This is a genomic window from Oceanobacillus zhaokaii, from assembly GCF_003352005.1.
Taxonomy (GTDB): domain Bacteria; phylum Bacillota; class Bacilli; order Bacillales; family Amphibacillaceae; genus Oceanobacillus; species Oceanobacillus zhaokaii.
The window spans coordinates 1,880,045-1,905,011 of sequence record NZ_CP024848.1 but is presented as its reverse complement, the minus strand read 5'-3'; the positions used below and the strand labels follow the sequence as shown (position 1 = coordinate 1,905,011).

The following is a 24,967-nucleotide window of genomic DNA, read 5'->3' as shown; positions in this document are numbered from 1 at the left end:
ATTAATATTGTGTAATATATTGTTCTCTTTCCCAAGGATGTACTTGAGTTTTAAACATCTCCCATTCAATCTCTTTCGCTTCAACAAAATTCTCAAATAAATGGTTGCCGAGTGAGCTCACAATGACCTCGTCTTTCTTTAATAACTGCAGTGCATCAGCTAGCGTACTTGGTAAATCTTCTACACCATTTTCTTCACGTTCTTCTTTCGTCATTACATAAATGTTGCGATCTACAGCATGTGGTGCTTCTAAATTATTTTCTACTCCATCTAAGCCAGATGCTAGTAAAACAGCAAGTGCCATATAGGGATTTGCAGATGGGTCTACACTGCGTACTTCAACACGTGTACTTAATCCACGTGAATTAGGAATTCGTAGTAATGGGCTACGATTTGAGCCTGACCATGCAACATAACATGGCGCTTCATAGCCAGGAACCAATCGCTTATACGAATTTACAATCGGGTTTGTTACAGCTGTGAAGCCAGTTGCATGCTTCATAATTCCTGCAATAAATTGATATGCGACATCACTTAATTGTCTCTCTCCATTTTCATCTAAAAATACATTTTTACCGTCTTTAAACAATGACATGTTAACATGCATCCCAGATCCAGCTACACCGAATAACGGCTTCGGCATAAAGGTTGCATGGAGATTATATTTTCTCGCAATCGTTTTTACTACTAATTTGAATGTTTGAATATCATCCGCATGTTTTACTGCATTGGAATATTTAAAGTCGATTTCATGCTGTCCTGGCGCGACTTCATGGTGGGATGCTTCGATTTCAAATCCCATTTCTTCAAGTTCTAATACAATATCTCGACGACAATTTTCTCCAAGATCGGTAGGAGCCAGATCGAAATAACCACCATGATCATTAAGTTCTAGTGATGGATCACCATTTTGGTCTAGTTTAAATAAGAAAAACTCTGGTTCTGCACCAATATTAAAGGTATCGAATCCTAATTCTTCCATTTTCTTTAAATTACGTTTTAAATTATATCTTGGGCAGCCTGCGAAAGGTGTTCCATCTGGATTATAAATATCACAAATAAATCTTGCTACTTTTCCTTTTTCAGATGTCCAAGGGAATACAACAAATGTATCTAAATCCGGATATAAATACATGTCGGACTCCTCAATACGTACAAACCCTTCAATGGAAGACCCATCAAACATCATTTTATTCGATAATGCTTTATCTAATTGACTTAATGGAATTTCCACATTTTTAATGCTTCCGAACATATCTGTAAATTGAAGTCGAATGAATCGCACATTTTCTTCTTTAATTTTATTAATAATCGCTTCTTTCGTAAACTGTCCCACTAATTTTCCTCCTTGAATAATATCGAAAATACTTACTCTTAAGCTTCAATAATAATTAACGATTGATGAAAAACCTTGACAGTTCGCTCTGTCTGATACTGACTCTACCATTCATGCCAAGATGGTTCAATTCTGCTCGCAAAATATTACGAAGCTCTTTGTCCGTTAAATCTGTTTTCGTTACCTGCTCTTTCTCTTCTTGCTTAAGTTCCTCTTGCAGCATAATTTTGATTCCTGCTAGATTAAGTCCATTATCCAACAGATTTTTTATTTCTAACAGTTTATCAACATCATTAAATGAAAATAATCGTTGATTACCGGCTGTTCGTTCTGGAGATATTAATTCATGTTCTTCATAATATCTAATTTGACGAGCAGTAAGTTCGGTCAATTTCATGACAATGCCTATTGAAAACAAAGGCATTGAACGACGATCTTGATCATTCAAACCATTACCCCCACACTAATTGATAGGTTAATTATATTTCATGTGAGGTTTGCTGTCAATTTTTTGTAAGGTTACCTTACATTGAAATTCAATAGTGTTTCTAAGAAGAATTCTTAATAGCCGAAAACGAGTAAATCATATTATGAATGTTGATTTTTTCTACGTTCAGGTCATTTTTAAAGCTATGTCGCTACGCATCTGTATTGAAGGATTATGTACATTATCAGCGAACAGTATTTTTGAGGGAACTTAAAATCTCATACTATTTATCTTCAACACCACCTGCCAAAAATAGACCATTTAAAAAAAGAGCCTTTCGGACTCTTTCTTTATATTCCCTAATTCAGTTTTATAAAACCTTGATTCATAAGACTTTTTACTGCTTCAATTAATGCTATCTTCACGTGTTCATATGTGAGCCCACCTTGAACAAAAGCTGTATATGGAGCTCGAATTGGCCCATCCGCTGATAATTCGATGCTTGAACCTTGTATAAATGTTCCTGCAGCCATGATAACTTTGTCCTCATAGCCAGGCATTTCACTTGGATATGGAGTAACATAAGAATTTATTGGTGAATTCCGTTGGATTTCTTGACAGAATGCGATCATTTGCTCTGCATCAGGAAAAGTCACTGATTGGATTAAATCTGTTCGATCGGCTTGATAATGTGGTGACGTTTTAAAACCAATCAATTCAAGAAATCTAGCAGTAAACACTGCACCTTTTAGTGCTTGTCCAACAATATGGGGGGCGAGAAATAACCCTTGATACATCTCTTGCAGCATATTGAAGGTAGCGCCAGTCTCTTTTCCAAGACCGGGTGCTGTTAATCGGTTCGCACATTGTGCTATTAAATCTTCTCTACCGACAATATAACCTCCAGCACGAACGATACCACCCCCAGGGTTTTTAATTAACGATCCAGCCATAATATCTACACCAACATGGAGGGGCTCCTTTACTTCAACAAATTCGCCATAGCAATTATCAACAAAAATAATAATTTCAGAATCTATCTCCTTAATGAACTCAACCATTTCTGCAATTTCATTAATTGTAAAGGATGGACGGTCATCATAACCTTTCGAACGCTGGATGCCAATTACCTTCGTATCTCGTGTTATAGCTCTTTTAACAGCTAAGAAGTCAACTGCCCCTTCAGCACCCAAGCTTACTTCCTGATACTTAATATGATAGTCCTTTAATGAACCGGCATTATTTCCTCTTATACCGATTACTTCTTCCAACGTATCATAAGGTTTACCAGTAATATAAATAAGCTGATCATTGGGGCGCAATAACCCAAATAGCGTTGTAGCGATTGCATGTGTACCTGATACAATTTGGGGTCGAACGAGTGCATCTTCTCCTCCGAATACATCCGCATATACTGATTCTAACGCATCACGTCCAAGGTCATCATACCCATATCCTGTTGTCGAACTAAAATGACTATCACTAATACGATTATTAATAAATGCATCAAGTACACGTTTTTGGTTTATCTCAACGATTTCATTCATTTTCTGATGTTCGTTACTACAATCTAATTCTGCTTGCTTCACTATTTCTTCAATCATGCTAATAATTTCTCCTCTATTTCCTTATTGCTTCTAATTTGTTTTAATTAAGTAATTTATCGGGTGTTCTTTTCGAATATAGCCTCGAATGACATATTTACTTCTTGCTTCATCGAATTTCTTATCTGTAATAATTGTTTCGCGTTCAAGTTTAGAAAGTATTTTCCCCATGTCCGGATCCAGTTCGACTGCATAGCTTTCCCATAACTCTTTAAGAAGCTCTTCTATTTCATGCAGCACACGTTTCACGTCCTCCTCATCGTTTGCACTAATGATAAGGTATGGATGGTTCATCGGTATGACATCCTCTTTAATTAAATCCTTTTTATTATAAATGGTGAGCACTGGTATTTGCTGTGCATCTAAATCCTCAAGTAATTTTAACACAGTATTCTGTTGCTGCACCTGATCTTCATGTGATCCATCAACAATATGTAACAGCAGATTTGCTGCTGAAACCTCCTCTAATGTCGAACGGAAAGAAGCAATTAAAGATGTCGGCAATTCCTGAAGAAATCCAACTGTATCTGTAATTAGTGCTTGAAATCCGGAATCGAGCTGTAATTTTCTCGTTAACGGATCAAGCGTGGCAAATAATTTATTTTCTTCCAATGTATTACTCGCTGTTAATCGATTAAATAGGGTAGATTTGCCAGCGTTTGTATAGCCAACAACTGCGATTTGAAATACTTCGTTCGTTTTTCTTCGCTTCCGGTACTGTTCACGCGTACGAACAACTAATTTTAGCTTTCGCTTAATATCATAGATTTTATTTTTAATATGGCGCCGATCTGTTTCTAATTTCGTTTCGCCTGGTCCTCTTGTCCCAATTCCGGCTCCAAGTCTAGACATGGCTATCCCTTGCCCTTGCAGCCTCGGCAATAAATATTCCAATTGAGCAAGCTCAACCTGTAATTTCCCTTCCTTTGTTCGCGCACGCTGGGCAAATATATCTAAGATTAGTTGACTCCGATCGATAATACGGACCTCAAATCTATTTCCTAAATTTCTTAATTGACCTGGAGATAGCTCATCATTAGAAATCACGAGGTCAATTTCTAATGCATCAATTTCATTTTTTATTTCTTCAATTTTTCCTTCGCCAATATATGTAGCCGGATGTATCCGATTTCGATTTTGCGTTATGACACTTTTTACTGTACCACCGGCAGTTTTCCCTAACGAAACGAGTTCGTCTAAAGAGGATTGGAATCGTTCATGTTGCTCACCCTCGTTTTTTACAGCTATAATTAGGATTTTCTCTTCGGACATTTAACAACCTCTTTCTCATGAAGAATATTATCATGCTTATTCAAACATTTATATGAAATCATCTTGTATCTATCCTATTTATTCCTACATCATAACAAAAATAATAATGATTACAAAGCTAGAGCCATAAAAACAGATAGATGATTCCCCAGTAATGATTCATCACTGAGGAATGCTATGTTTGCGTATCATTTATATTATTCAATCATCCATTTGCAAATCTTTTGCTGTTATTTTAGTCAAGTCCTCTGCCGTAAACCTATCTTCCTGTATCAATCGTACAGCATGCATGCGAATTGCACGCTCGATTACGTTACGCACATAACGAGCATTAGAAAAGTTTCGTATGCTTCCACTTGTTTTGTTATATAAATGATTTCGAAGTTCCCATTCAGCTTCCTTTGTTAATTGATATTCCCTTTCTCCTACCATTTGTTTTGCAATTTCTAATAATTGATCCACCCCATAATCTTCAAAATTCAAGATAAACGGAAAACGTGACTGCAGTCCAGGATTTAATAATAAAAATTTTTCCATTTCATGGGGGTATCCTGCAAGAATTAAAACAAAGTCGTTATGATGGTCCTCCATATGCTTTACTAAAGTATCAATCGCTTCTTTGCCAAAATCTTTATCTCCACCACGCGCCAAAGAATATGCCTCATCTATAAAAAGAATTCCACCCATCGCTTTCTGGATGATTGCACGCGTTTTTTGTGCAGTTTGCCCGATGTATTCACCAACCAAATCCGCTCGTTCCGCTTCAACAAAATGTCCTTTGGATAATATATTCATATTGAAATATATTTTGGCCAGTTTTCTCGCCACTGTCGTCTTACCAGTACCTGGATTACCTTTAAAAAGCATATGAAGCACTTGTTTCGAGCTATTTAATCCTAACTCTTTCCGCTTCTCATTGATTAGGATTGTCGCATAAATCTCTTTAATTGTCGTTTTTAATTTATCCATGCCAATAAATGACGAAAATTCACGATCAATAGCTTTATATTGTTCATTTTCACTAAATTCTAACCGATTATTTCGCTCTATTTTCGGCTTATTATTATTATTATGCAATATTATATTTATTTGACCATTTCGATTACGGTTTAATTGTGATTCCAACATATCACCCCTCTAGTCAACTTTAGTATACGCACGAAGGGATAAAGTTGTGACATACGCCTAGTGTTTCATCCAATTGAAAACGGACGCTAAAAATAGCGTCCGTTTTCAATCTATTCATTTTCTAATGAAACATTTTTAACTGGAGCGAAGGTTGAAATAGCATGTTTAAATATAAGCTGTTGTTTACCATCGGTTTCAAGCAATACCGTGAAGTTATCAAAAGCCTTCACAGTCCCCCTTAACTGGAAACCATTTGTAAGGAATACAGTAACTGAAATATGATGCTTTCTCAATTGATTTAAATATTGATCTTGGACATTTACAGTTTGCGCCATCGTACTTCCTCCTCTATTTATCTATACTATAACCATTCTACTTTTTTTCTAAAATTCCTGCTAAATCGTCAAGAATCATTTCAAACTTTTCATTTATGGAGCTTGGTGTAAGTGAATACCATGTAATATCCATCTTATTTTTAAACCAAGTATATTGGCGTTTCGCATATCTTCTCGAATCACGTTTTAGAATCTCGATTGCCTGATCCAAATTTTCCCCTGTCTTAAAATAAGGGATAAACTCTTTATAACCAATCGCTGTCATCGCCTGGCTTTCTTCTAGACCTTGATCATAAAGATCCTTTACTTCTTTTATAAGCCCAGATTCGACCATAAAATTCACTCTTTGATTAATGCGGTCATACAGCAGCTCTCTTTCCATTTCTAACCCAACTAAAATCAAATCATAAGGTGATTCCAAGGTTTGTTTCTCTTGATAAGCTGTCATCGTCATTCCGGTTGTTTCATAGATTTCAAGTGCGCGAATCACCCTCCGATGGTTGTTCGGATGAATCTTCTTTGCTTGTTCTGGATCAATTTCCTCTAGGCGATGGTATAATGGCATAATCCCATCACGTTCAATCATCTGCTCAAGCTTGCGTGTCACTGCTTCATCTCGTTTTTGCTCAGCAAAATTATAATTATAAAGTGCTGCCTGAATATAGAGGCCACTTCCACCAACGATAATTGGCAATTTTCCTTTAGCTGAAACCTCCTCTATATACTTTTGCACATAATATTGATAATCAGCAACAGAGAAGGATTCGCTTGGATTCAAAATGTCAATCATATGATGAGGAATTCCTTCTGTTTCCTCTTCACTTATCTTAGCCGTTCCAATATCAAAACCTTTGTAAACTTGCATCGAATCTCCACTAATTATTTCACCATTAAATCTTTTGGCGATTTCGATACTCAGCTTCGTTTTCCCTACTGCCGTTGGACCAACGATAGCAACTACTCTTATTTTCATTCGTATTCCCCTAAATTCAATTCTTTTTACTCAAATGCGAGATAGCTCTTTAACATCCACACATATTTTTCTAATTTCCCTTGTAATGTTGTTAATAAATCGACTGTCGGATCATCCTGCAGCTCATTGCTAAGCTTTATTCCCACTTGATGAATTTCTGAAATAATTTGCTCGAAATCCTTAATCAACTGCGCAATGATCTCATTTTCTTTATCATCTGCATTCGCCTCAACCAATGTCGCTTCCTTTAAATATTTCGCCATTGTTGCAAGTGGTTTACCATCAATCATTAAAATTCGCTCTGCAATTTCATCTAAATCACTTGCAATAACCTGGTACATCTCTTCAAATTTCTCATGTAAAAGAAAAAAATGTCTTCCTTGAATAAACCAATGATATCGATGTAGCTTGATATACATTACAACATAATTTGATAACAATTGATTTAAAAAATTTATCAGTTTTTGATTTTCCATGCTGCACCTCGGCTTTTATTACTATGTTTACCCGAGTTGACGATGATTTATACTAGTTTTACATTACGCGCTTAAACATTTTCTCTAATTCATAGGTTGAAAAGTGAACAATGATTGGTCGTCCATGTGGGCAAGTAAATGGATCTGTAGACTTACGCAGGTCTTCCAATAATCGAAACATTTCGGAATGATTTAAGTAATGATTTGCTTTAATCGACCGTTTGCAGGACATCAGAATTGCTGCGTCTTCACGAATGGTCTCAATATTAACCCTTTCTTCATTCATAATCTGGTCAATCATTTCTCGGATAACTTCTTCTTCAAAACCACTCGGAAACCAATTTGGGTGTGAACGGATGATATAAGTTTGATTCCCGAATTGCTCAAAAAATAACCCAACGTTCTCGAATGCTTCTTTGTATTGTTCGATAAATATCGATTCTTGCTTAGAAAATTCAAAGGTCATTGGAATCAATAATTCCTGCGATTGATTTACCGGTTTTCCCAGCTTTTCTTTAAAGAATTCATATTTAATTCTTTCTTGTGCTGCATGCTGGTCAATCATATAAAGCCCATTTTCATTTTGTGCAATAATATAGGTTCCTTGTACCTGACCAACAGGATACATTTGTGGTACCCGCGGATTCGAATCTAACTTTGCTGGAAATTCTTGGTCATTTATCTCGTTTTCAGATTGTTTTTCATTTTGTCCTATTGGTTCCTGAATAACTTCCGAACTGTTACTTTCATCACTAGCAACATGATAAGAAGTTGTTTCTTTAATTTCATATGAACCTATACTAGGTATCTGTTGATTATTTTCGATTTCCTGTGCATTTTCATTTGATTCTGCTACTGATTCTCTAACTGGTTCATCAAATTTCATCATCGATTGGAAGGATTGAACTTTTGTCTTTGGTTTTTGTTGTACTTCGGGAATTAGCGTTATTTCTCGAAATTTACTTTTGATCATTTCTTCTATAACAGTGAATAATTCTTTATCCTTACTAAATCGAACCTCTAATTTCGTCGGATGTACATTAACATCAACTAATATTGGATCCATTTCAATTCTCAGCACGACAATTGGTGAACGACCAATTGGCAGTAACGTATGATAAGCACGAATAATCGCCTGAGTCAATGGTACGCTCTTAATGTAGCGTCCATTGATGATTATCGATATATAAGACCTTGATGCTCTGGTAACCTCTGGCTTTGCAATATATCCCGCAATTGAATAATCCAGTGTCTCCTGTTTAACTGGCAGCATTTTTTTTGCTACATTCATTCCGTAAACTTGAGAGATTACTTGTAATAAATCACCAGTTCCTGCTGTTTTAAATAATCCCTTATCATTATGGATCGCTTCAAACCTTATTTCTGGATGGGCAAGTGCTAATCGATTCAGTAAATCCGTTATATGCCCAAGTTCAGTATGAAGACTTTTCATATATTTAAGGCGTGCAGGTGTATTAAAAAATAAATCTTCTACAATGATTTCCGTACCCTTTCGTGCATCGCTCTTCTTCTTTTCAAGTTTTTTTCCGCCCTCGAGCTTTAAATGCGTTCCCGCTTCATTACCTTCAGAAGACTTAATTGACATCTTACTGACCGAAGCGATGCTTGCAAGTGCCTCTCCACGGAATCCTAAGGTTTTCACATGAAATAAATCACTTTCGTTTTTAACCTTACTCGTCGCATGAGGTAAGAAGGCCATTTCACAATCTGCTTCTGACATTCCATCGCCATTATCGGTAATTTTTATTTGTTGTAATCCTGCCTCCGATATTTCAACTTTGATCCATGTACTATTAGCATCAATACTGTTCTCGACAAGTTCTTTGACAACCGATGCTGGGCGTTCAACAACTTCCCCAGCAGCTATTTTATTTGCTAACGCATCAGACATTTGTACGATTTTCATGTTAACAATCCTTTCGTCTGAGTTTCTACATTTTTACTTGTTTTTGTAATCGATATAATGCATTCATCGCTTCCATCGGCGTCATCTCGAATAAATTCAAACTTTTTAATTCGTCTATCGCTTTTTCTTCTGTCGCGGGAATTGGCTTATTTCTTTCTTTTACTTGTTCCGTTTCACCAACAAAAAAGGATAATTGACCAGATTCAATTTTTTCAGTCGTTGGTGCCGGTTTATCGCTTGATTCTAGTTCTTGCAAGATTGTGCTGGCTCGCTCAATAAGTGCTTCTGGTAAATTAGCTAATTTTGCTACGTGAATACCATAGCTCTTATCTGCTGCGCCCTCTTGAATTTGATGCAAAAATACGACATTCCCTTCAAATTCTTCTGCTCGAACATGAATATTCTTTAGTTTCTCCAATGACTCTTCTAACACGGTTAATTCATGATAATGTGTTGAAAATAACGTTTTTGCTTGAATATTATTATGAATATACTCCACAATCGCTTGTGCCAAGGCCATCCCATCATAGGTGCTTGTCCCACGGCCGATTTCATCGAGTAAGATTAAGCTCCTGTCTGTTGCATTGGCAATTGCATGATTCGCTTCGAGCATTTCGACCATAAACGTACTTTGCCCGGACACTAAATCATCTGCAGCACCAATTCTTGTGAAAATTTGATCGAATATAATAAGCTCCGCTTCATCACAAGGTACAAAGCAACCAATTTGTCCCATTATTACCGCAAGTGCAAGTTGGCGCATATACGTACTTTTTCCAGACATGTTTGGCCCAGTTATTAACAGAATGTTTTTGTTTTCATCAAGAGATACATTATTCGGCACAAAAGAGCCATCTTTCATTACTTGCTCGATAACAGGATGACGTCCATTTATGATATTTAATTTATTCTCTACAAAATATGGCCGACGGTAATTATTTTTTTCACTTACGGTAGCGAATGCTTGCAGTACATCAATTTTACTTACAATTTCCGCTAAATATTGTAATTCTGGAATATGCTCTTTAATTTTTTCACGTATTTCAATAAATAGATTATATTCAAGTTCAACACTTTTTTCTTCTGCTTCTATAATTAGTTGTTCCTTTTCCTTTAACTCCGGCGTAATATAACGTTCTGCATTCGCTAACGTTTGCTTCCGTTCATATCTCCCCTCTGGAATTAAATGGATATTTGCTTTTGTTATTTCGATATAGTAACCGAAAACGCGATTATAGCCAATCTTTAATGATTTAATATCGGTTTCTTGTTTTTCTTTTTTTTCTAATGCCGCAATCCACCTTTTTCCATTTCTTGATGCATCGCGATAAGTATCAAGCACCTCATTATAACCATCCCTAATAATTGACCCTTCTTTAATCGAGATTGGTGGATTATCAATGATGCTTGTATTTAATAAGTCTATTAATTCTTTAGGATATTTGAGCCCTGTTGAAAGTGTCTGAATCTGACGTTCTTCAAATTGATTAAGCGTCGCTTTTAATTCAGGGATTTTCTCAAGTGATTGCTTTAACTGTAATAAATCACGTGCATTGACATTCCCAAAGGCAATTCTTCCTGCAAGTCGTTCTAAATCATAAACTGATTTTAGCGTATCCCGGAGTGTATCTCTTTCCATAAAACGTTGATAGAAAGCATCAACAACGTTTAGGCGGTTTTCAATTCGTTTCTTATCAAGCAATGGCCGCTCGAGCCATTTCTTAAGTAATCTTGATCCCATTGCGGTTACCGTTTGATCGAGAACCCAAAGAAGGCTACCGTGCTTGCCTTTCTTAATAATAGTTTCTGTTAATTCTAAATTCCGTTTTGAATACATGTCGAGTGACAGATAATGCTTCAATTCGATTACATTCGCTGGTTGTAAATGATCAAGCGAGCGCTTTTGTGTATGCTGAATATAATTTAATAATCGGCTGAATGCCTTCATTAACCGCTCGTCATTTAAATTTTCAGCAAGATTACGATACTCTGCATTAAATGTTATTTCATCCTGATAGGATAATGTAACATGTAGCCTATCCCGTAGCTTGGTTTGTAGGTCTTCTGGTAGATTAGAAGAAATGACAATCTCTTTAATAGGTTGATTATATAACTCATGAATAACAGCGTCCCATCCATGAGAAATCACTGTAATGTTATTCTCACCAGTCGAAAGATCGTTGTATACAATGACATAAGATCCATCCTGAAAATGAGAAAGACTAGCAATGTAATTATTTTCGCCTTCTTTTAGCATATTGCTTTCCATTACAGTTCCAGGAGTAACCAGTTGTACTACTTCCCGTTTTACTACGCCTTTAGCTGTCTTTGGATCTTCTACCTGTTCACATATTGCTACTTTGTATCCTTTATCTATTAATGTTTTTATATAATTTTCAGCAGCATGATAGGGCACTCCACACATTGGAATTCCATCACTGCCACCACGTTTTGTCAGGGTAATCTCTAACTCTCTTGCAGCATTTATTGCATCATCATTAAACATTTCATAGAAATCGCCTAGCCTGAAAAAGAGAAATGCATCCTGATAATCTGCTTTTATTTTTAAATATTGTTCCATCATTGGTGTCTGCTTGCCCATCATTAATCCTCCAAAAAAACCCGTAATATACTTATGTAATTATAGCATAAATGGCAAGAAATGCGCAGACATCAGTTCTGTTCCTTAATACACCTGCTACTCTAATAAGAGTTCAATCTCATCATATGACCCTATTGATATAAAAAGCGACATAAGTCTGATGTAAATTTCCGATCTGGCCAGTCTCTTCTTTATTGAAAGCCTAGGAAAGCACACTCGCATTTTCGAGAAGTTTTTTTGTTTGACACCTTTGTTGCCATTGGAAAGCGACATGGAATCCTACTTAAAAGAGGGATAGGAAGCTAATTATTTTCTTGCAATACCAGCGGAAAAAATACACGGAGACTCCTGCGGGAAGAAGAGCCTAGGTGAGACTCAGAAGTGCGGAAGCACAAGGTGGCTCACCAGCTCCCCTAAGGTGCGCTCCGTATATTTATGGAGCGACTGGCTTGAGAGCCCTTAGCACTTTAAAGTAGTTCGCACTTTATCTAAAAATTGCATATGTAAAAAATTACGAGAGATGTTATCCCTCGTAATTTTCTTAGTCTTGTTTGTTTAAAAAGTCTGGCTCTACGCCTTCCAACTCATCATCTGTTAGCTTGAAGTCCCAAGCGTCATCATCATCACCAAAGTCATCCTGTACTGGATTTACTCGAACAGATAGTTTTGTTTCACCGATTACTTGCACTACAAATTCTCGTTCGATTTCAACTACAATCTTATGTCCATTACTTGCGATTTTACATTCAAGGCAATTTGGCTGTTGGATTACCTTAGCAATCACATCATGTTCGTCATTAATGCAATTGTCATCCTTGACAGAAAGTGGAATCACATCCGTATACGTTACTCTTTCTGTTACAACTTCTGTTTTTGTATTATCGTTGTAGGAATACCAAATGTTAACGTCATAGCTACCTTGAATTTCAACCGATTCTTCTGATTTTTTCTTGGCGTTATATAAATGGTTGATTACCCAACATCCAAGAATGCTTGATGGACGGTGTGATGGTGTAACAGAATGAGACTCCTGCGTAAACTTCTTACCCTTACCAATGACAGCTTTCGAAATGATCTCTCTATATTCTTTATCGAGAAAAGTCATGATTTCTTTTACCTCCTCTTTTTTCATAGTCATTTTATGCAAGACAAACACCTAAAGTGCATAACGATTTTATGAAAGGTGGAAAAGAGATGACCTTTCTTCATTTTATTAAGAAATATCTACCGTGTTGCCGTAGAATAAAAAATCAAGCAAGCGAATCGTTCCACTTACTTGATTTTTTATTTAATGTCCATGTCCTATTTTATTCTTTGCTTTAGATCCTGTTTCACCTGCTAAAATATCGCCACCAGTTGATTCAATAACACTGTTGGTCACTTCCCTGGCAATCGTCCCGGAAACGAGCTGTAGCACATCATTTACAACAATTTGCGTTTCCTTGAACTCCTGAACGACTGGTATTTCATCGATTTCATTTTGCAAACGATCAAGCTCTGCTTCGATATTTTTTAGTGCTTCCTTTTTCTCATACGCTTGGAAATTAACTGCTTGTTTTTGCAAGGTCTTTATTTTTTGGATTAATTGCTGTACTTTTTTATTTTCATTAAGTTTAGCTTCAACCTGCTTAAAGCGATCGATTTCTTCTGTATTTGCAAGCATATCTGCTAATTTTCTTGCTTCATCTAAAACTTCTTTACGTGTATATTCAGCCATTTTTATTTCACCTCAACCATATTTTCGACCATGATACCATCTAAGGACCATGTTTTTGCTTCTGTAATTTTGACTTTTACAATTTTACCAATAGAGGATTTCGGTCCCTTAAAGTTTACTAATTTATTTTTTTCTGTATATCCAGCTAGTACGTTCGGATTCTTTTTACTTTCCCCTTCAACAAGAACTTTCACTACTTTATCCTTATAGTTCTTCATCGATTCAGCAGACTGTTTGTTAACAAGGGCGTTTAGACGGTATAACCGCTGTTTTTTCACTTCTTCTGGTACATCATCGACTTTACGAGCTGCTGGTGTTCCTTCACGAGGAGAATAGATATAAGTGTATGCCGCCTCAAAACCAACTTCTTCCATTAAAGTCATCGTTTCTTCAAATTGTTCCTCTGTTTCATTAGGAAAACCAACGATAATATCTGTTGTTAGTGTAACATTTGGAATCGCTTTACGTATTTTTTTCACTAATTCCAAGTATTCTTCCCTCGTATATTTACGATTCATTTTCTTAAGAATCTCATTGCTGCCCGATTGTACTGGTAGATGGATATGATCGAGAAGATTTCCACCTTTAGCTAATACTTCTATTAAATAATCATCGAAATCTCTAGGATGTGAAGTTGTAAATCGAACGCGCGGTATATCGATTTTATTAATATCATCCATCAACTCCCCTAGACCATAGGTGATATCTTCAAAGTCTTTACCATATGCATTTACATTCTGACCAAGTAATGTCACTTCTTGATAGCCCTGTGCTGCTAAGTGACGGACTTCCTGAATAATATCCTCCGGTTTACGACTCCGTTCCTTACCACGAGTCATTGGTACAATACAATAGGTACAGAATTTATCACAGCCATACATAATGTTAACCCATGCCTTGATTTTCCCTTTACGAGCTTTTGGAAGATTTTCAATGATATCTCCCTCTTTCGACCAAACCTCAACAATCATTTCTTTCCCGAATAAAGCTTCTTTAAGCAATTGTGGCAGCCTGTGAATATTATGAGTGCCAAAGATCAAATCGATATGCTGGTGTTTCTTTAATATACGGTCAACCACAGATTCTTCTTGGGACATACAACCGCAAACACCGATAATTAAATCAGGTTTTTCTAGTTTCAAAGGTTTCAAGTGGCCAATTTCGCCAAACACCTTGTTCTCTGCATTTTCCCGGATTGCACACGTATTTAACAAGATGATATCTGCTTCATTCGTATCCGAAGTAGACTCATACCCCATTTCGGTTAAAATCCCCGCCATTACCTCTGTATCATGTTCATTCATTTGACAACCATATGTACGAATTAAGAATTTCTTCCCCTTACCAATCTGTTCCATGTCTTCTGGGATTGCAAAATCATAATGAAACTGAATATCTTCTTTCCTTCGCTTTCTTGCCTTTTTAATATCTGGCGCTTGTGGCTCATAGCTCGTTTGAAAATATTTCGCAATCATTTCATCACTGGATGTATTCTTAATTCGATTCATATTATCTTCTTGCTTTACAAACTCATTTTCTACCTGTTTTATTTGTGCTTGGTCTATTCGTTGCTGCTCGTTCATGGGAAAAACTCCTTTCAATAAAGTGAAAAATCAATAGTGTAATTTCTTATGGTTAGAAATCTTACGCAGTTGGTCTTAAAATTTTTGAAATGAGTAACATACAACTTATATTGGCAGTATTGCAAAATTATCTGTAAAATCAATATGTATAGGATTACATTATTATAGTATAGAGGATAATGTCAAATATAACAAATAATGTAAATAGCTAAGATAAAAGTAAAACCTTCCTATAAATTAGGAAGGTTGATTTATTGAATACTACCTGGGTTCAACGATTAATTTAATCGCAGTGCGTTCCTCATTGTCAATCATAATATCGGTAAATGCTGGAATACAAACTAGGTCAACACCGCTCGGGGCTACAAATCCTCTTGCTATTGCTACAGCCTTTACGGCTTGGTTTAATGCACCCGCACCAATTGCTTGCATCTCCGCTGTACCTTGTTCGCGTAATACGTTGGCTAGTGCACCTGCTACAGAATTTGGACTTGATTTTGCTGATACCTTTAATACATCCATTACTAGTACCTCCTTCATTTCCTATTGTAGTTCTATTGCTACTATATTCCTGGAGATGTTAGCTTATTCCCTATTATCCTTCAATGGTTCGCAAAATTCAATAAATCAGCTGAAAAAAGGATGATCCTCATTAATGATGATTCGCTCTACCTTTGTTGCCTTTCCAGTTCTATCATCAATCGTAACAAAAAAACCATTTAATTGTGTTCTACCCTCTTTTGTCGTTTCGAAACGTACTGGCAAAGAAGTTAGGAATCTTTTTATTACTGAATCCCGTTCTACACCTAATATTCCATCATAAGGTCCTGTCATTCCTACATCTGTTATATATGCCGTTCCAGCTGGTAAGATACGTTCATCTGCAGTTTGCGTATGGGTGTGTGTGCCAACTACCGCACTAACTCTACCATCTAGATACCATCCAAATGCTTGTTTTTCACTCGTTGCTTCACCATGAAAATCAACGAATATTAGATTCGTTCGTTCTTTCGCCTCATCAATCAATTCATCGATTTTCCGGAAGGGATCATCGATTGCAGATAAAAATGTACGTCCTTGCATGTTAATTACAGCAACTTCCACTCCATTTATATTGACAAAAACTAACCCCTTACCTGGCGTACCTTCAGGAAAGTTAGCAGGTCTAATCATATACTTCGCATCATCAATGAATTCAAAAATTTCCTTTTTATCCCAAGTATGATTACCCATGGTAATCACTTGAGCACCCCATTCTAGAAATTGCTTATAAATTTTCTCAGTAATCCCTTTTCCTGCTGCAGCATTTTCTCCGTTAATAATCGTTAAATTTGGATGGTACTTTTCCTTCAATTTCGGTAAATATTCCTGTACCATGTCTCTACCAGGAGAACCTACAACATCTCCAATAAATAATATTTTCATGTTAAACCACCCTATCTATTATATATTACTAGCTTTCCACAATTGTAAATAAAAATAAAAGCGGTTGGAATAACCGCTTTTATTTTTATTTAGCATATTCTACTGCTCTTGTTTCTCTAATCACGGTTACTTTAATGTGACCAGGGTAATCAAGTTCATTCTCAATTTGCTTCCTTATTTCTCTAGCAACGCGCACAGATTCAAGGTCATCAATTTCATCTGGTTTAACCATAATTCTAATTTCTCGCCCTGCTTGAATTGCAAACGACTTCTCTACGCCTTCGAATGACTCGGAGATTTCTTCAAGTTTCTCTAAACGTTTAATATAGTTTTCTAATGTTTCACTCCTAGCACCAGGTCTAGCAGCAGACAATGCATCAGCCGCAGCTACAAGAACTGCAATAACGGATGTCGCTTCTTCATCACCATGGTGGGAAGCAATTGAATTGATGACTATATCATGTTCTTTGTATTTAATCGCCAGTTCTTTTCCAATTTCTACGTGGCTACCTTCAACCTCATGATCAATTGCTTTACCAATATCATGAAGCAATCCAGCTCTTCTTGCTAACGTAACATCTTCACCTAATTCAGCAGCAAGCAATCCGGAAAGGTACGCAACCTCTGTTGAGTGTTTCAGTACATTTTGCCCATAGCTCGTACGATATTTTAGTCGTCCTAGTATTTTGACTAGATCTGGATGTAAACCATGTACACCAACTTCAAATGTAGTTTCTTCTCCAATTTCCCGTATATATTCGTCAACCTCACGTCTAGCTTTGTCCACCATTTCTTCAATTCTAGCTGGGTGGATTCGGCCATCTTGAACTAGTTTTTCTAATGCCATACGAGCAATTTCTCTTCTTATTGGATCAAAACCAGATAAAATAACTGCTTCAGGTGTATCATCAATAATTAAATCAATACCAGTTAATGTTTCAAGTGTACGTATATTTCGTCCTTCACGACCAATTATACGGCCCTTCATCTCATCATTTGGAAGATTTACTACAGATACTGTAGTTTCAGCAACGTGATCTGCAGCGCAACGCTGTAATGCGAGTGAAAGAATACTCTTCGCTTTCTTATCCGCTTCTTCCTTCGCTCGATTTTCGGCTTCTTTAATCATTATTGCTGACTCATGTTGTACCTCTTTTTCAATCCGCTCTAAAATAATCTGTTTGGCTTGGTCTGATGTGTATCCTGAAATGCGCTCAAGCTCCGTTTGCTGCTCATCTTTCATAGCTTCCACTTTGCTTTCCATTTCTTCAATTTGTTGTTGTTTTTCTGCTAATGATTGTTCTTTTTTCTCTAACAACAATTCACGTTTGTCTAGTGTTTCACTTTTTCGATCCAGGTTTTCTTCTTTTTGCGTGAGGCGATTTTCAAACTTCGTAGATTCTGCACGTCGTTCGCGCAGTTCATCCTCTGTTTGTTGCCGAAGCTTATGGTTTTCATCTCTCGCTTCAAGGAGTGCCTCTTTCTTAGCGGCATCAGCATTCCGATGTGCTTCTTCAACGATTTGTTTCGCTAATGATTCCGCACTGGAAATTTTAGCTTCTGCAATAGATTTACGTATCAGATAACCAACAACAATACCGACGATTAGGATAATAACAAACAAAATGGAGATGATGATAGGATTGTCCATGTTTTCACCTCCTATTGCTATAAAGTTTTACGATTCTTATTTGTCGGCATGTAACATTTTAGATGTATAATTAACAATACGTTTTATAGAAAAATATAAAATTATACAGTTTTAATTTTAATTGTCTATTGTATAATTGTCAAGGAATCGCCATAATATCCCATAAAAAAATCCTTTGCTGAGATTAGCAAAGGATTTTAATCTTAGTAGATAAGAAAGCAGAGAAGCTTTCTCACTACATAAGTGCAACTAAGGCTATCACTCAAAAGCTTAGTTAAACCTTAGTTTTTCTATTATTTTATACATCTAAACTCTCTTGAGTAGCTTCTTCCCGCTCAGGAGCTGCCTCAGCCTTTTCATCTAAACTATAATGTTCGCGAATTGCATTATGAATAGCTTCGGCTACTTCTGGATTTTCTAATAAAAATAGTTTAGAGTTTTCACGTCCTTGTCCTAAGCGATCACCGTCGTATGAGTACCATGCACCACTCTTATCAACAATATCCAGTTCGGATCCGATATCAAGAATTTCTCCTTCTCTAGAAATCCCTTTACCATACATAATATCAATTTCTGCTTGTTTGAATGGCGGCGCTACTTTATTTTTTACAACTTTAACTCTCGTTCTATTCCCAACAATATCATTACCTTGCTTCAATTGCTCCGCACGACGTACTTCCAGTCTTACAGAAGAATAGAATTTAAGTGCACGCCCACCAGGTGTTGTTTCTGGATTACCGAACATAACGCCAATTTTCTCACGAACCTGATTAATGAAGATAGCAATGGTGTTTGATTTATTGATTGCACCAGATAATTTTCTTAATGCTTGTGACATTAAGCGTGCTTGTAACCCCATATGGGAATCTCCCATTTCACCCTCGATTTCTGCTTTTGGAACAAGTGCAGCAACAGAGTCGATAACTAGAATATCAACTGCACCACTTCGAACGAGTGCTTCAGCAATTTCTAATGCTTGTTCTCCTGTATCTGGTTGAGACAATAGCAATTCATCAATATTGACACCTAAAGCTCTTGCGTAAGATGGATCTAACGCATGCTCAGCATCAATAAAGGCAGCTTGTCCACCTTTTTTCTGTGCTTCAGCAATCGCATGTAGTGCTACTGTTGTCTTACCAGATGATTCAGGACCGTAAATTTCAATAATACGTCCTTTTGGATATCCACCTATTCCTAATGCTACATCTAACGCTAATGATCCACTTGGGATTGTTTCAATCGGTTGAAACTCGTTTTCACCGAGCTTCATCACCGAACCTTTACCAAATTGTTTCTCTATTTGTCTCAAAGCCATGTCTAAAGCTTGTTTTCTATCACTCAACGAAACTACCTCCTTAAATTAACTACTTCCATCATACATTGTTTTTTTCATTTTGCCAAGAAAAAGACGAATAAATGTTCTTGTATTTTAGTGGTAATATTTCTTAGGAAAAATTAATTATTGCACTAACTTCATTTAAGTAAATAGAATTCCAATCAATAGAACAATGTAAATCACTGTTTTAACAAATTAAAAAGAATTTCCATCCCTTTTAAAGTTGTACGCGTTCTTATCGTATCACGATCACCTTGAAACTTAAACTCTTCCACCTGTTGATGGCCATCTTTCGTACAAACAGCGATATATACAGTGCCTGCAGGCTTTCCTTCCGCCTCTTTAGGCCCTGCTACCCCAGTAAAACTAATGCCTATATCTGCATCTAGAACTTGTAATATATTGGTTGCCATTTCAATTGCGCATTGCTCACTAACCGTACCGAATAAATCGATTGTTTCTTTGGAGACCCCTAGGATCTCCTCTTTAACCTTTGTGTCATAGCAAACGATTCCACCTTTTATAACATCTGAAGCACCACTTATAGAAACAAGCTTACTAGTTACCAGTCCGCCAGTTAAACTCTCAGCAAGTGCAAGACGCTGATTACTCACTCGTAAATTGTCGATGATTTGCTGTTCTAATGTTTGTTCGTTTGAGCCATAAAAAAAGCTTCCAATTCTTGATAGAATTTGTTGTTTGCTTGCTGTAATTAATTTTTCAGCATTTTCTAATGAATCGGTTCTGGCAGTTAGTCGAATTGTTACTCCATTATCTGTTGCTAGCGGCGCAATCGTCGGATTACTTTGACCGTCAATTATATCTTTAATTTCATGCTCTAATTGTGATTCACCAATCCCGATAAATCGTAATACCTCAGATTTAATAATTGCTTTGTCGCCAATAAGTTGCAGAAGATATGGTAGTACATCGATTGCAACAAGACTTTTCATTTCACGAGGTACTCCGGGTAAGAAAATCCATGTGCGATTTTCAAAAGTTACAATCATTCCCGGAGCCATCCCGACTTTATTATCAAGCACAATACAATCTTTAAACACTCTTGCTTGTCTTCGATTATTTGGTGTCATAACAGTGTTGCGCTCTTTAAAAAATTGCTCGATTTTATCCATGGATGGCTTATGCTCCACTACATCAAGTTGACTCATTTGTTGAAATGCTTCTCTCGTAAGGTCATCTTCTGTTGGACCGAGTCCCCCAGTTACAATAATAATATCGGAGCGTACATGTGCTTGTGAAAATGCTTCAACTACTCGGTTAAGATTATCACCAACTACAACATGATTATAAATATTGATTCCATATAATGCGAGTTGCTGTGATATCCATTGTGCATTTGTATTCGAGATTTGACCTAATAACAATTCTGTACCAACAGCAATGATTTCAGCTTTAGGCTGCTGCATTATTTAGACTCTCCCATCACATGCCAGTTTTTTATAAAGTAATCAACTCCAGATAATACGGTGAAAAATAGTGCGATATATAACATAATTGTACCAAACGGGAAGCCTAAATAAGAAAATGGGAAATTGTGTAATAATAAAACAGCAATTGCAATCATTTGCGTTGCGGTTTTTATTTTACCAAGGTTTCCTGCTGCTAATACAATACCTTCCCCAGCAGCTACAAGTCTTAATCCTGTTACCGCAAATTCTCTGCTGATAATGATAATAACAACCCATGCTGGAGCCAGACCCATTTCTATTAATAAGATTAACGCTGCGGAAACGAGCAATTTATCAGCTAGTGGGTCCATAAACTTTCCTAAATTGGTAACCAAATTATATTTTCTAGCATAATACCCATCAATCCAATCTGTTGCAGATGCAAAAATAAATAAAACGGCAGCCACAAAATGGGATACAGGAAGGATGGTGTCACCTATATTCCATTCTCCCCAATCAAATGGAATACTTAGCAAAAGAATAAAAACTGGGATTAATATGATTCTTGAAAGGGTTAATTTATTTGGTAAATTCATAATGATACTTCCTCCAAATTCTCGATTTAATTGCAGATATAGCATAAATCTGTTTCCTCAAACATGTTGAACATTGTCAATAAGGTATAAGACCCTCCCACATTGGAAGGGTCTCTGAACGTATTTTCTTTATTGTTTAATATTTATCCATATTCGTTGATGGTCTCGTTCATTTGGATCAACTGGATATTCAAATTCTACACCATTAACATCAAATGTTAAATTAGGCGCACTGCCAATGTTTAAGTAAATTCTTTCCTCTCCTGTTAAATCCAATTCCATCGGTGAATCTGCCTCCGTTAGAATTGCACTATAGAAGGATTCTCCATCTCCATTCTGAACATCTAACCATACTTCACTTGGCGATTCAAACGTAAACGTTAATTCATCATCTGAAGAATTGAATTCTAAAGTAGATTCTGGTACGGGACCTGTTCCTTCCTCTGTAACAGTAAACTCAGATTGTTTTTCTTCTGGTGTTTCTTCTTCTGAGGTTTTGTCCGCTCCATTATCGGTTTCATCATTGCTCTCTTCCTCTTGACCTTGCTCCGCGTTATCCGTCGAATTCGGTGTAGAGTCATTTATAATAATTTCATTATCTGTTAATTCTTCTTCCGGTGGATTTCCTTCATCTGTGGAACCTTCTTTGATGAAAAACCATGCAACAAAGAAGATACCAATTACTAATAAAATTACAATAATAGTAGGTATAAATGAGAAGGTTGAATTCTTATCAACATTTGCTTCTTTCCTTGAACGTTCAATTCTTGTATATTGAATCTCACTTTCCTCTTCTGTTTGTGGAATTTCCTCTTTATGTTCTTCTAATAATTCACTCGAATCCAAATCAACTGCAGTTGCATATTCTTTAATAAATGCTCTTGCATAAAATTTCCCGGGAAGAATGCTTAAATTTCCTTCTTCGATTGCAACTAAATAACGCTTTTGTATTTTTGTAATTTCTTGCAGTTCATCTAATGAGAGTCCCTTTTCAAGTCGTGCCTCTTTCAGCCTTACCCCTACATCCATAAATAACACCTTCCGTTTCAGAAATCAAACATGGAAAAGCCATTCGCAGTACTTGGAGAGTGATTTTCAACCGTTTCATATGTAATCTCTTCGCCTTCATGACTACGTAATTCAATAATATAGTCGAAATCATCAAGCTTATATTCTGTTGTTTGAACGAATATATCTGGATGTTCTACAACCTTTATTGAAGGCAGTTGCATAATTTCTCGTATTAATTGCCAATGCTTATCATTCGCTCGTCTAGTAGATAGTATGCCGTCAATAATGTAAATATTATCAACGTTATACTCGCCTTCAATTAGTTTATTTCTAATTGTTTGTTTAAGCATCGTGCTAGATACAAATAACCAACGTTTATTGGCGCAAACGCTAGCAGCTACAACTGACTCTGTTTTCCCAACTCTTGGCATACCACGAATCCCAATTAGTTTATGTCCCTCTTGCTTATATAATTCGGCCATGAAATCGACTAATAATCCAAGCTCATCACGAACAAATCGAACCGTTTTACGATCATCAGCATCCGTATGAATGTATTTCCCGTGCCTGACAGCCATTTTATCTTTTAGTTTTGGTTTACGTATTTTTCTTAATTCAATTGTATCCATCGTTTGTAATATTGATTTAAGGCGCATAATATTTTCATCATATTTCGAAAGGAGAAGCATCCCTCTTCTAGAATTCTCAACGCCATTAATGGTAATTATATTAATTGAAAGCATCCCTAATAATGAAGAAATATCCCCTAGTAGTCCAGGGCGATTAATAAGAATTTCATATTCCAGGTACCATTCCTTCGTCATAATATTCTCCTTCATACTACATACTCATATAATGGTAACGAATCTATTCGATAATTGCAATATTTAGTTCTATCATAATGCATAATTCACTTGTTGGAAAGGAATTAGACTAATATTTTTATAGGCAGCATTTACTTAAACAGGTGATGAATAACATAGATATAGTTTTGCTGGTGTAAAATGCGAACTAGTATATTATTCTACGGGCACTCGGACTGATCGCTCCAGAATACACTACGCGCACCTTAGGGGAGCTGGTGAGCCTCTTTGTGCTGACGCACTGCAGAGTCTCACCTAGGCTCTTCTTCCCGCAGGAGTCTCCGTGTATTTCTTCCGCTGGAATTGTGCGGTTATTATTTTTTATCATTTACTTAATAAGATGTGTCGGCATTATCTCTCTTAACGACGTTGATTTTAGCGAAGGACAGGAGACTCCTGCAGAAACAGCTCGAGCTTGCGGAAAGCGACTGTCCTGAGCGGAAATCAACTTTGCCCCTGATTAATTCTCATTTTATCGAAACAACGACATGACTAATATGAATAATATCATCATGAAAACGAAGGCATAGCCAGGGCTGCCTTCGTAATTATTTACTATGATTATCTATATGTTCACCAAGCACCTGTTACTCGTATGATTTCACCTTGAATATAGCTTGATCTGTCATCTAATAAAAAGGAAACAACATGGGAGATTTCATCTGGTTTTCCTGCCCGATTCATTGGGATGTCAGAGATTAATATTTCTTTCTCCTCTTCAGATAGATGATGATTCATTTTAGTTTCAATAAAGCCGGGACTAATTCCATTGACAGATATTCCACTTGGGGCAACTTCTTTTGCTAATGCTTTGACAAAGCTGTTTTGTGCCCCCTTTACCGTGGAATAAATTACTTCATAGCTTGCTCCAACTTCACCCCAGATGGAGCTAATCAAGATGATTTTCCCATACTTCTTGTGGAGCATACTAGGTAATAATGCTTTGGTAATCAACCATGGTGCTTTTACATGTAATGTTAGCATTTCATCCATTATCATTTTTGACGTTTCGTGAAAAACGCCATACTGTGCTCGCCCACTTGCAAATACAATCATATCTACTGAAAACACAAGTTTTGATAAAAACTTTTCTATCTCTAACTCATTGCTTAGATCCGCTTGTATTGCAGTGAGAATCGAATTATTATTAAGTTGCTTTCTTAATTCACTTATTCTCTCTTCATTTTGGTTATAATGCAGGATTAATTGGTGTCCATCCTCAGCAAGCCGTTTTGCGATGCTGATTCCAATTTCACCACTTGCACCGATAACAAGTACATTTTTCCCCATAATATC

General features: G+C 36.5%; 22 protein-coding genes. All 22 read right to left on the bottom strand.

Annotated features, from left to right (window positions below):
* Position 1: 1 nt before the first annotated feature.
* The 22 genes from glnA to ymfI all read right to left on the bottom strand — a co-directional run bounded on the left by glnA (position 2) and on the right by ymfI (position 24,961).
* Positions 2 to 1,336, bottom strand: coding sequence for a type I glutamate--ammonia ligase (gene glnA / locus CUC15_RS09600; protein WP_114916454.1), 1,335 nt, complete (start codon positions 1,334 to 1,336; stop codon positions 2 to 4).
* 55 nt (positions 1,337 to 1,391) lie between these two features.
* The gene (locus tag CUC15_RS09595) at positions 1,392 to 1,760 is read right to left on the bottom strand and encodes a MerR family transcriptional regulator (protein WP_114918427.1); all 369 of its coding nucleotides are present in this window, start codon (positions 1,758 to 1,760) and stop codon (positions 1,392 to 1,394) included.
* 362 nt (positions 1,761 to 2,122) lie between these two features.
* Positions 2,123 to 3,367 carry a methionine gamma-lyase family protein gene (locus CUC15_RS09590; protein ID WP_114916453.1) on the bottom strand — a complete coding sequence of 415 codons (1,245 nt, stop codon included), beginning with the start codon at positions 3,365 to 3,367 and terminating at the stop codon, positions 2,123 to 2,125.
* Between the two features lie 33 nt (positions 3,368 to 3,400).
* Complete coding sequence (gene hflX / locus CUC15_RS09585; RefSeq protein WP_114916452.1) at positions 3,401 to 4,639, bottom strand: GTPase HflX; 1,239 nt, start codon at positions 4,637 to 4,639, stop codon at positions 3,401 to 3,403.
* A gap of 201 nt (positions 4,640 to 4,840) precedes the next feature.
* Entirely contained in the window at positions 4,841 to 5,764 is a 924-nt protein-coding gene (gene spoVK / locus CUC15_RS09580; protein WP_423241379.1) for a stage V sporulation protein K, read from the bottom strand.
* A 113-nt stretch (positions 5,765 to 5,877) separates the two neighbouring features.
* Entirely contained in the window at positions 5,878 to 6,102 is a 225-nt protein-coding gene (hfq, locus tag CUC15_RS09575; protein ID WP_114916450.1) for an RNA chaperone Hfq, read from the bottom strand.
* 37 nt (positions 6,103 to 6,139) lie between these two features.
* On the bottom strand, positions 6,140 to 7,075 hold the full coding sequence (gene miaA, locus CUC15_RS09570; RefSeq protein WP_114916449.1) for a tRNA (adenosine(37)-N6)-dimethylallyltransferase MiaA: 936 nt from the start codon (positions 7,073 to 7,075) through the stop codon (positions 6,140 to 6,142).
* 26 nt (positions 7,076 to 7,101) lie between these two features.
* Positions 7,102 to 7,551: a Dps family protein gene (locus CUC15_RS09565; RefSeq protein WP_114916448.1), complete on the bottom strand. Its 450-nt coding sequence runs from the start codon at positions 7,549 to 7,551 to the stop codon at positions 7,102 to 7,104.
* A gap of 58 nt (positions 7,552 to 7,609) precedes the next feature.
* Positions 7,610 to 9,478 (bottom strand): DNA mismatch repair endonuclease MutL, encoded by a 1,869-nt coding sequence (gene mutL, locus CUC15_RS09560; RefSeq protein ID WP_114916447.1) that lies wholly within the window; start codon positions 9,476 to 9,478, stop codon positions 7,610 to 7,612.
* 25 nt (positions 9,479 to 9,503) lie between these two features.
* On the bottom strand, positions 9,504 to 12,080 hold the full coding sequence (gene mutS / locus CUC15_RS09555) for a DNA mismatch repair protein MutS (RefSeq protein WP_114916446.1): 2,577 nt from the start codon (positions 12,078 to 12,080) through the stop codon (positions 9,504 to 9,506).
* 541 nt (positions 12,081 to 12,621) lie between these two features.
* A complete protein-coding gene (locus CUC15_RS09550) occupies positions 12,622 to 13,185 on the bottom strand; it encodes an outer spore coat protein CotE (protein ID WP_114916445.1) in 564 nt (187 codons plus the stop codon).
* 183 nt (positions 13,186 to 13,368) lie between these two features.
* Positions 13,369 to 13,797 (bottom strand): YlbF/YmcA family competence regulator, encoded by a 429-nt coding sequence (locus CUC15_RS09545; protein ID WP_114916444.1) that lies wholly within the window; start codon positions 13,795 to 13,797, stop codon positions 13,369 to 13,371.
* A gap of 2 nt (positions 13,798 to 13,799) precedes the next feature.
* Positions 13,800 to 15,380, bottom strand: coding sequence for a tRNA (N6-isopentenyl adenosine(37)-C2)-methylthiotransferase MiaB (gene miaB / locus CUC15_RS09540; RefSeq protein ID WP_114916443.1), 1,581 nt, complete (start codon positions 15,378 to 15,380; stop codon positions 13,800 to 13,802).
* Positions 15,381 to 15,641: 261 nt separating this feature from the next.
* On the bottom strand, positions 15,642 to 15,902 hold the full coding sequence (locus CUC15_RS09535; protein ID WP_114916442.1) for a stage V sporulation protein S: 261 nt from the start codon (positions 15,900 to 15,902) through the stop codon (positions 15,642 to 15,644).
* Positions 15,903 to 16,007: 105 nt separating this feature from the next.
* Complete coding sequence (locus tag CUC15_RS09530; RefSeq protein WP_114916441.1) at positions 16,008 to 16,805, bottom strand: TIGR00282 family metallophosphoesterase; 798 nt, start codon at positions 16,803 to 16,805, stop codon at positions 16,008 to 16,010.
* An 85-nt stretch (positions 16,806 to 16,890) separates the two neighbouring features.
* The gene (gene rny, locus CUC15_RS09525; RefSeq protein ID WP_114916440.1) at positions 16,891 to 18,456 is read right to left on the bottom strand and encodes a ribonuclease Y; all 1,566 of its coding nucleotides are present in this window, start codon (positions 18,454 to 18,456) and stop codon (positions 16,891 to 16,893) included.
* 298 nt (positions 18,457 to 18,754) lie between these two features.
* Positions 18,755 to 19,798 carry a recombinase RecA gene (recA, locus tag CUC15_RS09520; protein WP_114916439.1) on the bottom strand — a complete coding sequence of 348 codons (1,044 nt, stop codon included), beginning with the start codon at positions 19,796 to 19,798 and terminating at the stop codon, positions 18,755 to 18,757.
* A 173-nt stretch (positions 19,799 to 19,971) separates the two neighbouring features.
* Positions 19,972 to 21,219 carry a competence/damage-inducible protein A gene (locus CUC15_RS09515; protein WP_114916438.1) on the bottom strand — a complete coding sequence of 416 codons (1,248 nt, stop codon included), beginning with the start codon at positions 21,217 to 21,219 and terminating at the stop codon, positions 19,972 to 19,974.
* On the bottom strand, positions 21,219 to 21,797 hold the full coding sequence (pgsA, locus tag CUC15_RS09510) for a CDP-diacylglycerol--glycerol-3-phosphate 3-phosphatidyltransferase (protein ID WP_114918426.1): 579 nt from the start codon (positions 21,795 to 21,797) through the stop codon (positions 21,219 to 21,221). Before pgsA ends, CUC15_RS09515 begins: the two co-directional genes overlap by 1 nt.
* 129 nt (positions 21,798 to 21,926) lie before the next feature.
* Positions 21,927 to 22,826, bottom strand: coding sequence for a helix-turn-helix domain-containing protein (locus CUC15_RS09505; protein WP_114916437.1), 900 nt, complete (start codon positions 22,824 to 22,826; stop codon positions 21,927 to 21,929).
* Positions 22,827 to 22,843: 17 nt separating this feature from the next.
* On the bottom strand, positions 22,844 to 23,635 hold the full coding sequence (locus CUC15_RS09500; RefSeq protein ID WP_114918425.1) for a DUF3388 domain-containing protein: 792 nt from the start codon (positions 23,633 to 23,635) through the stop codon (positions 22,844 to 22,846).
* A gap of 609 nt (positions 23,636 to 24,244) precedes the next feature.
* On the bottom strand, positions 24,245 to 24,961 hold the full coding sequence (ymfI, locus tag CUC15_RS09495; RefSeq protein ID WP_114916436.1) for an elongation factor P 5-aminopentanone reductase: 717 nt from the start codon (positions 24,959 to 24,961) through the stop codon (positions 24,245 to 24,247).
* Between the last annotated feature and the right edge of the window lie 6 nt (positions 24,962 to 24,967).

Coding starts and splice junctions, on each gene's coding strand:
- CUC15_RS09595 (WP_114918427.1), bottom strand. CDS start 1,760: ATGCCTTTGTTTTCAATAGGCATTGTCATGAAATTGACCGAACTTACT.
- CUC15_RS09590 (WP_114916453.1), bottom strand. CDS start 3,367: ATGATTGAAGAAATAGTGAAGCAAGCAGAATTAGATTGTAGTAACGAA.
- hflX (WP_114916452.1), bottom strand. CDS start 4,639: ATGTCCGAAGAGAAAATCCTAATTATAGCTGTAAAAAACGAGGGTGAG.
- hfq (WP_114916450.1), bottom strand. CDS start 6,102: ATGGCGCAAACTGTAAATGTCCAAGATCAATATTTAAATCAATTGAGA.
- miaA (WP_114916449.1), bottom strand. CDS start 7,075: ATGAAAATAAGAGTAGTTGCTATCGTTGGTCCAACGGCAGTAGGGAAA.
- CUC15_RS09565 (WP_114916448.1), bottom strand. CDS start 7,551: ATGGAAAATCAAAAACTGATAAATTTTTTAAATCAATTGTTATCAAAT.
- mutL (WP_114916447.1), bottom strand. CDS start 9,478: ATGAAAATCGTACAAATGTCTGATGCGTTAGCAAATAAAATAGCTGCT.
- mutS (WP_114916446.1), bottom strand. CDS start 12,080: ATGGGCAAGCAGACACCAATGATGGAACAATATTTAAAAATAAAAGCA.
- CUC15_RS09550 (WP_114916445.1), bottom strand. CDS start 13,185: ATGACTTTTCTCGATAAAGAATATAGAGAGATCATTTCGAAAGCTGTC.
- CUC15_RS09545 (WP_114916444.1), bottom strand. CDS start 13,797: ATGGCTGAATATACACGTAAAGAAGTTTTAGATGAAGCAAGAAAATTA.
- miaB (WP_114916443.1), bottom strand. CDS start 15,380: ATGAACGAGCAGCAACGAATAGACCAAGCACAAATAAAACAGGTAGAA.
- CUC15_RS09535 (WP_114916442.1), bottom strand. CDS start 15,902: ATGGATGTATTAAAGGTATCAGCAAAATCAAGTCCAAATTCTGTAGCA.
- CUC15_RS09530 (WP_114916441.1), bottom strand. CDS start 16,805: ATGAAAATATTATTTATTGGAGATGTTGTAGGTTCTCCTGGTAGAGAC.
- rny (WP_114916440.1), bottom strand. CDS start 18,456: ATGGACAATCCTATCATCATCTCCATTTTGTTTGTTATTATCCTAATC.
- CUC15_RS09515 (WP_114916438.1), bottom strand. CDS start 21,219: ATGCAGCAGCCTAAAGCTGAAATCATTGCTGTTGGTACAGAATTGTTA.
- pgsA (WP_114918426.1), bottom strand. CDS start 21,797: ATGAATTTACCAAATAAATTAACCCTTTCAAGAATCATATTAATCCCA.
- CUC15_RS09505 (WP_114916437.1), bottom strand. CDS start 22,826: ATGGATGTAGGGGTAAGGCTGAAAGAGGCACGACTTGAAAAGGGACTC.
- ymfI (WP_114916436.1), bottom strand. CDS start 24,961: ATGGGGAAAAATGTACTTGTTATCGGTGCAAGTGGTGAAATTGGAATC.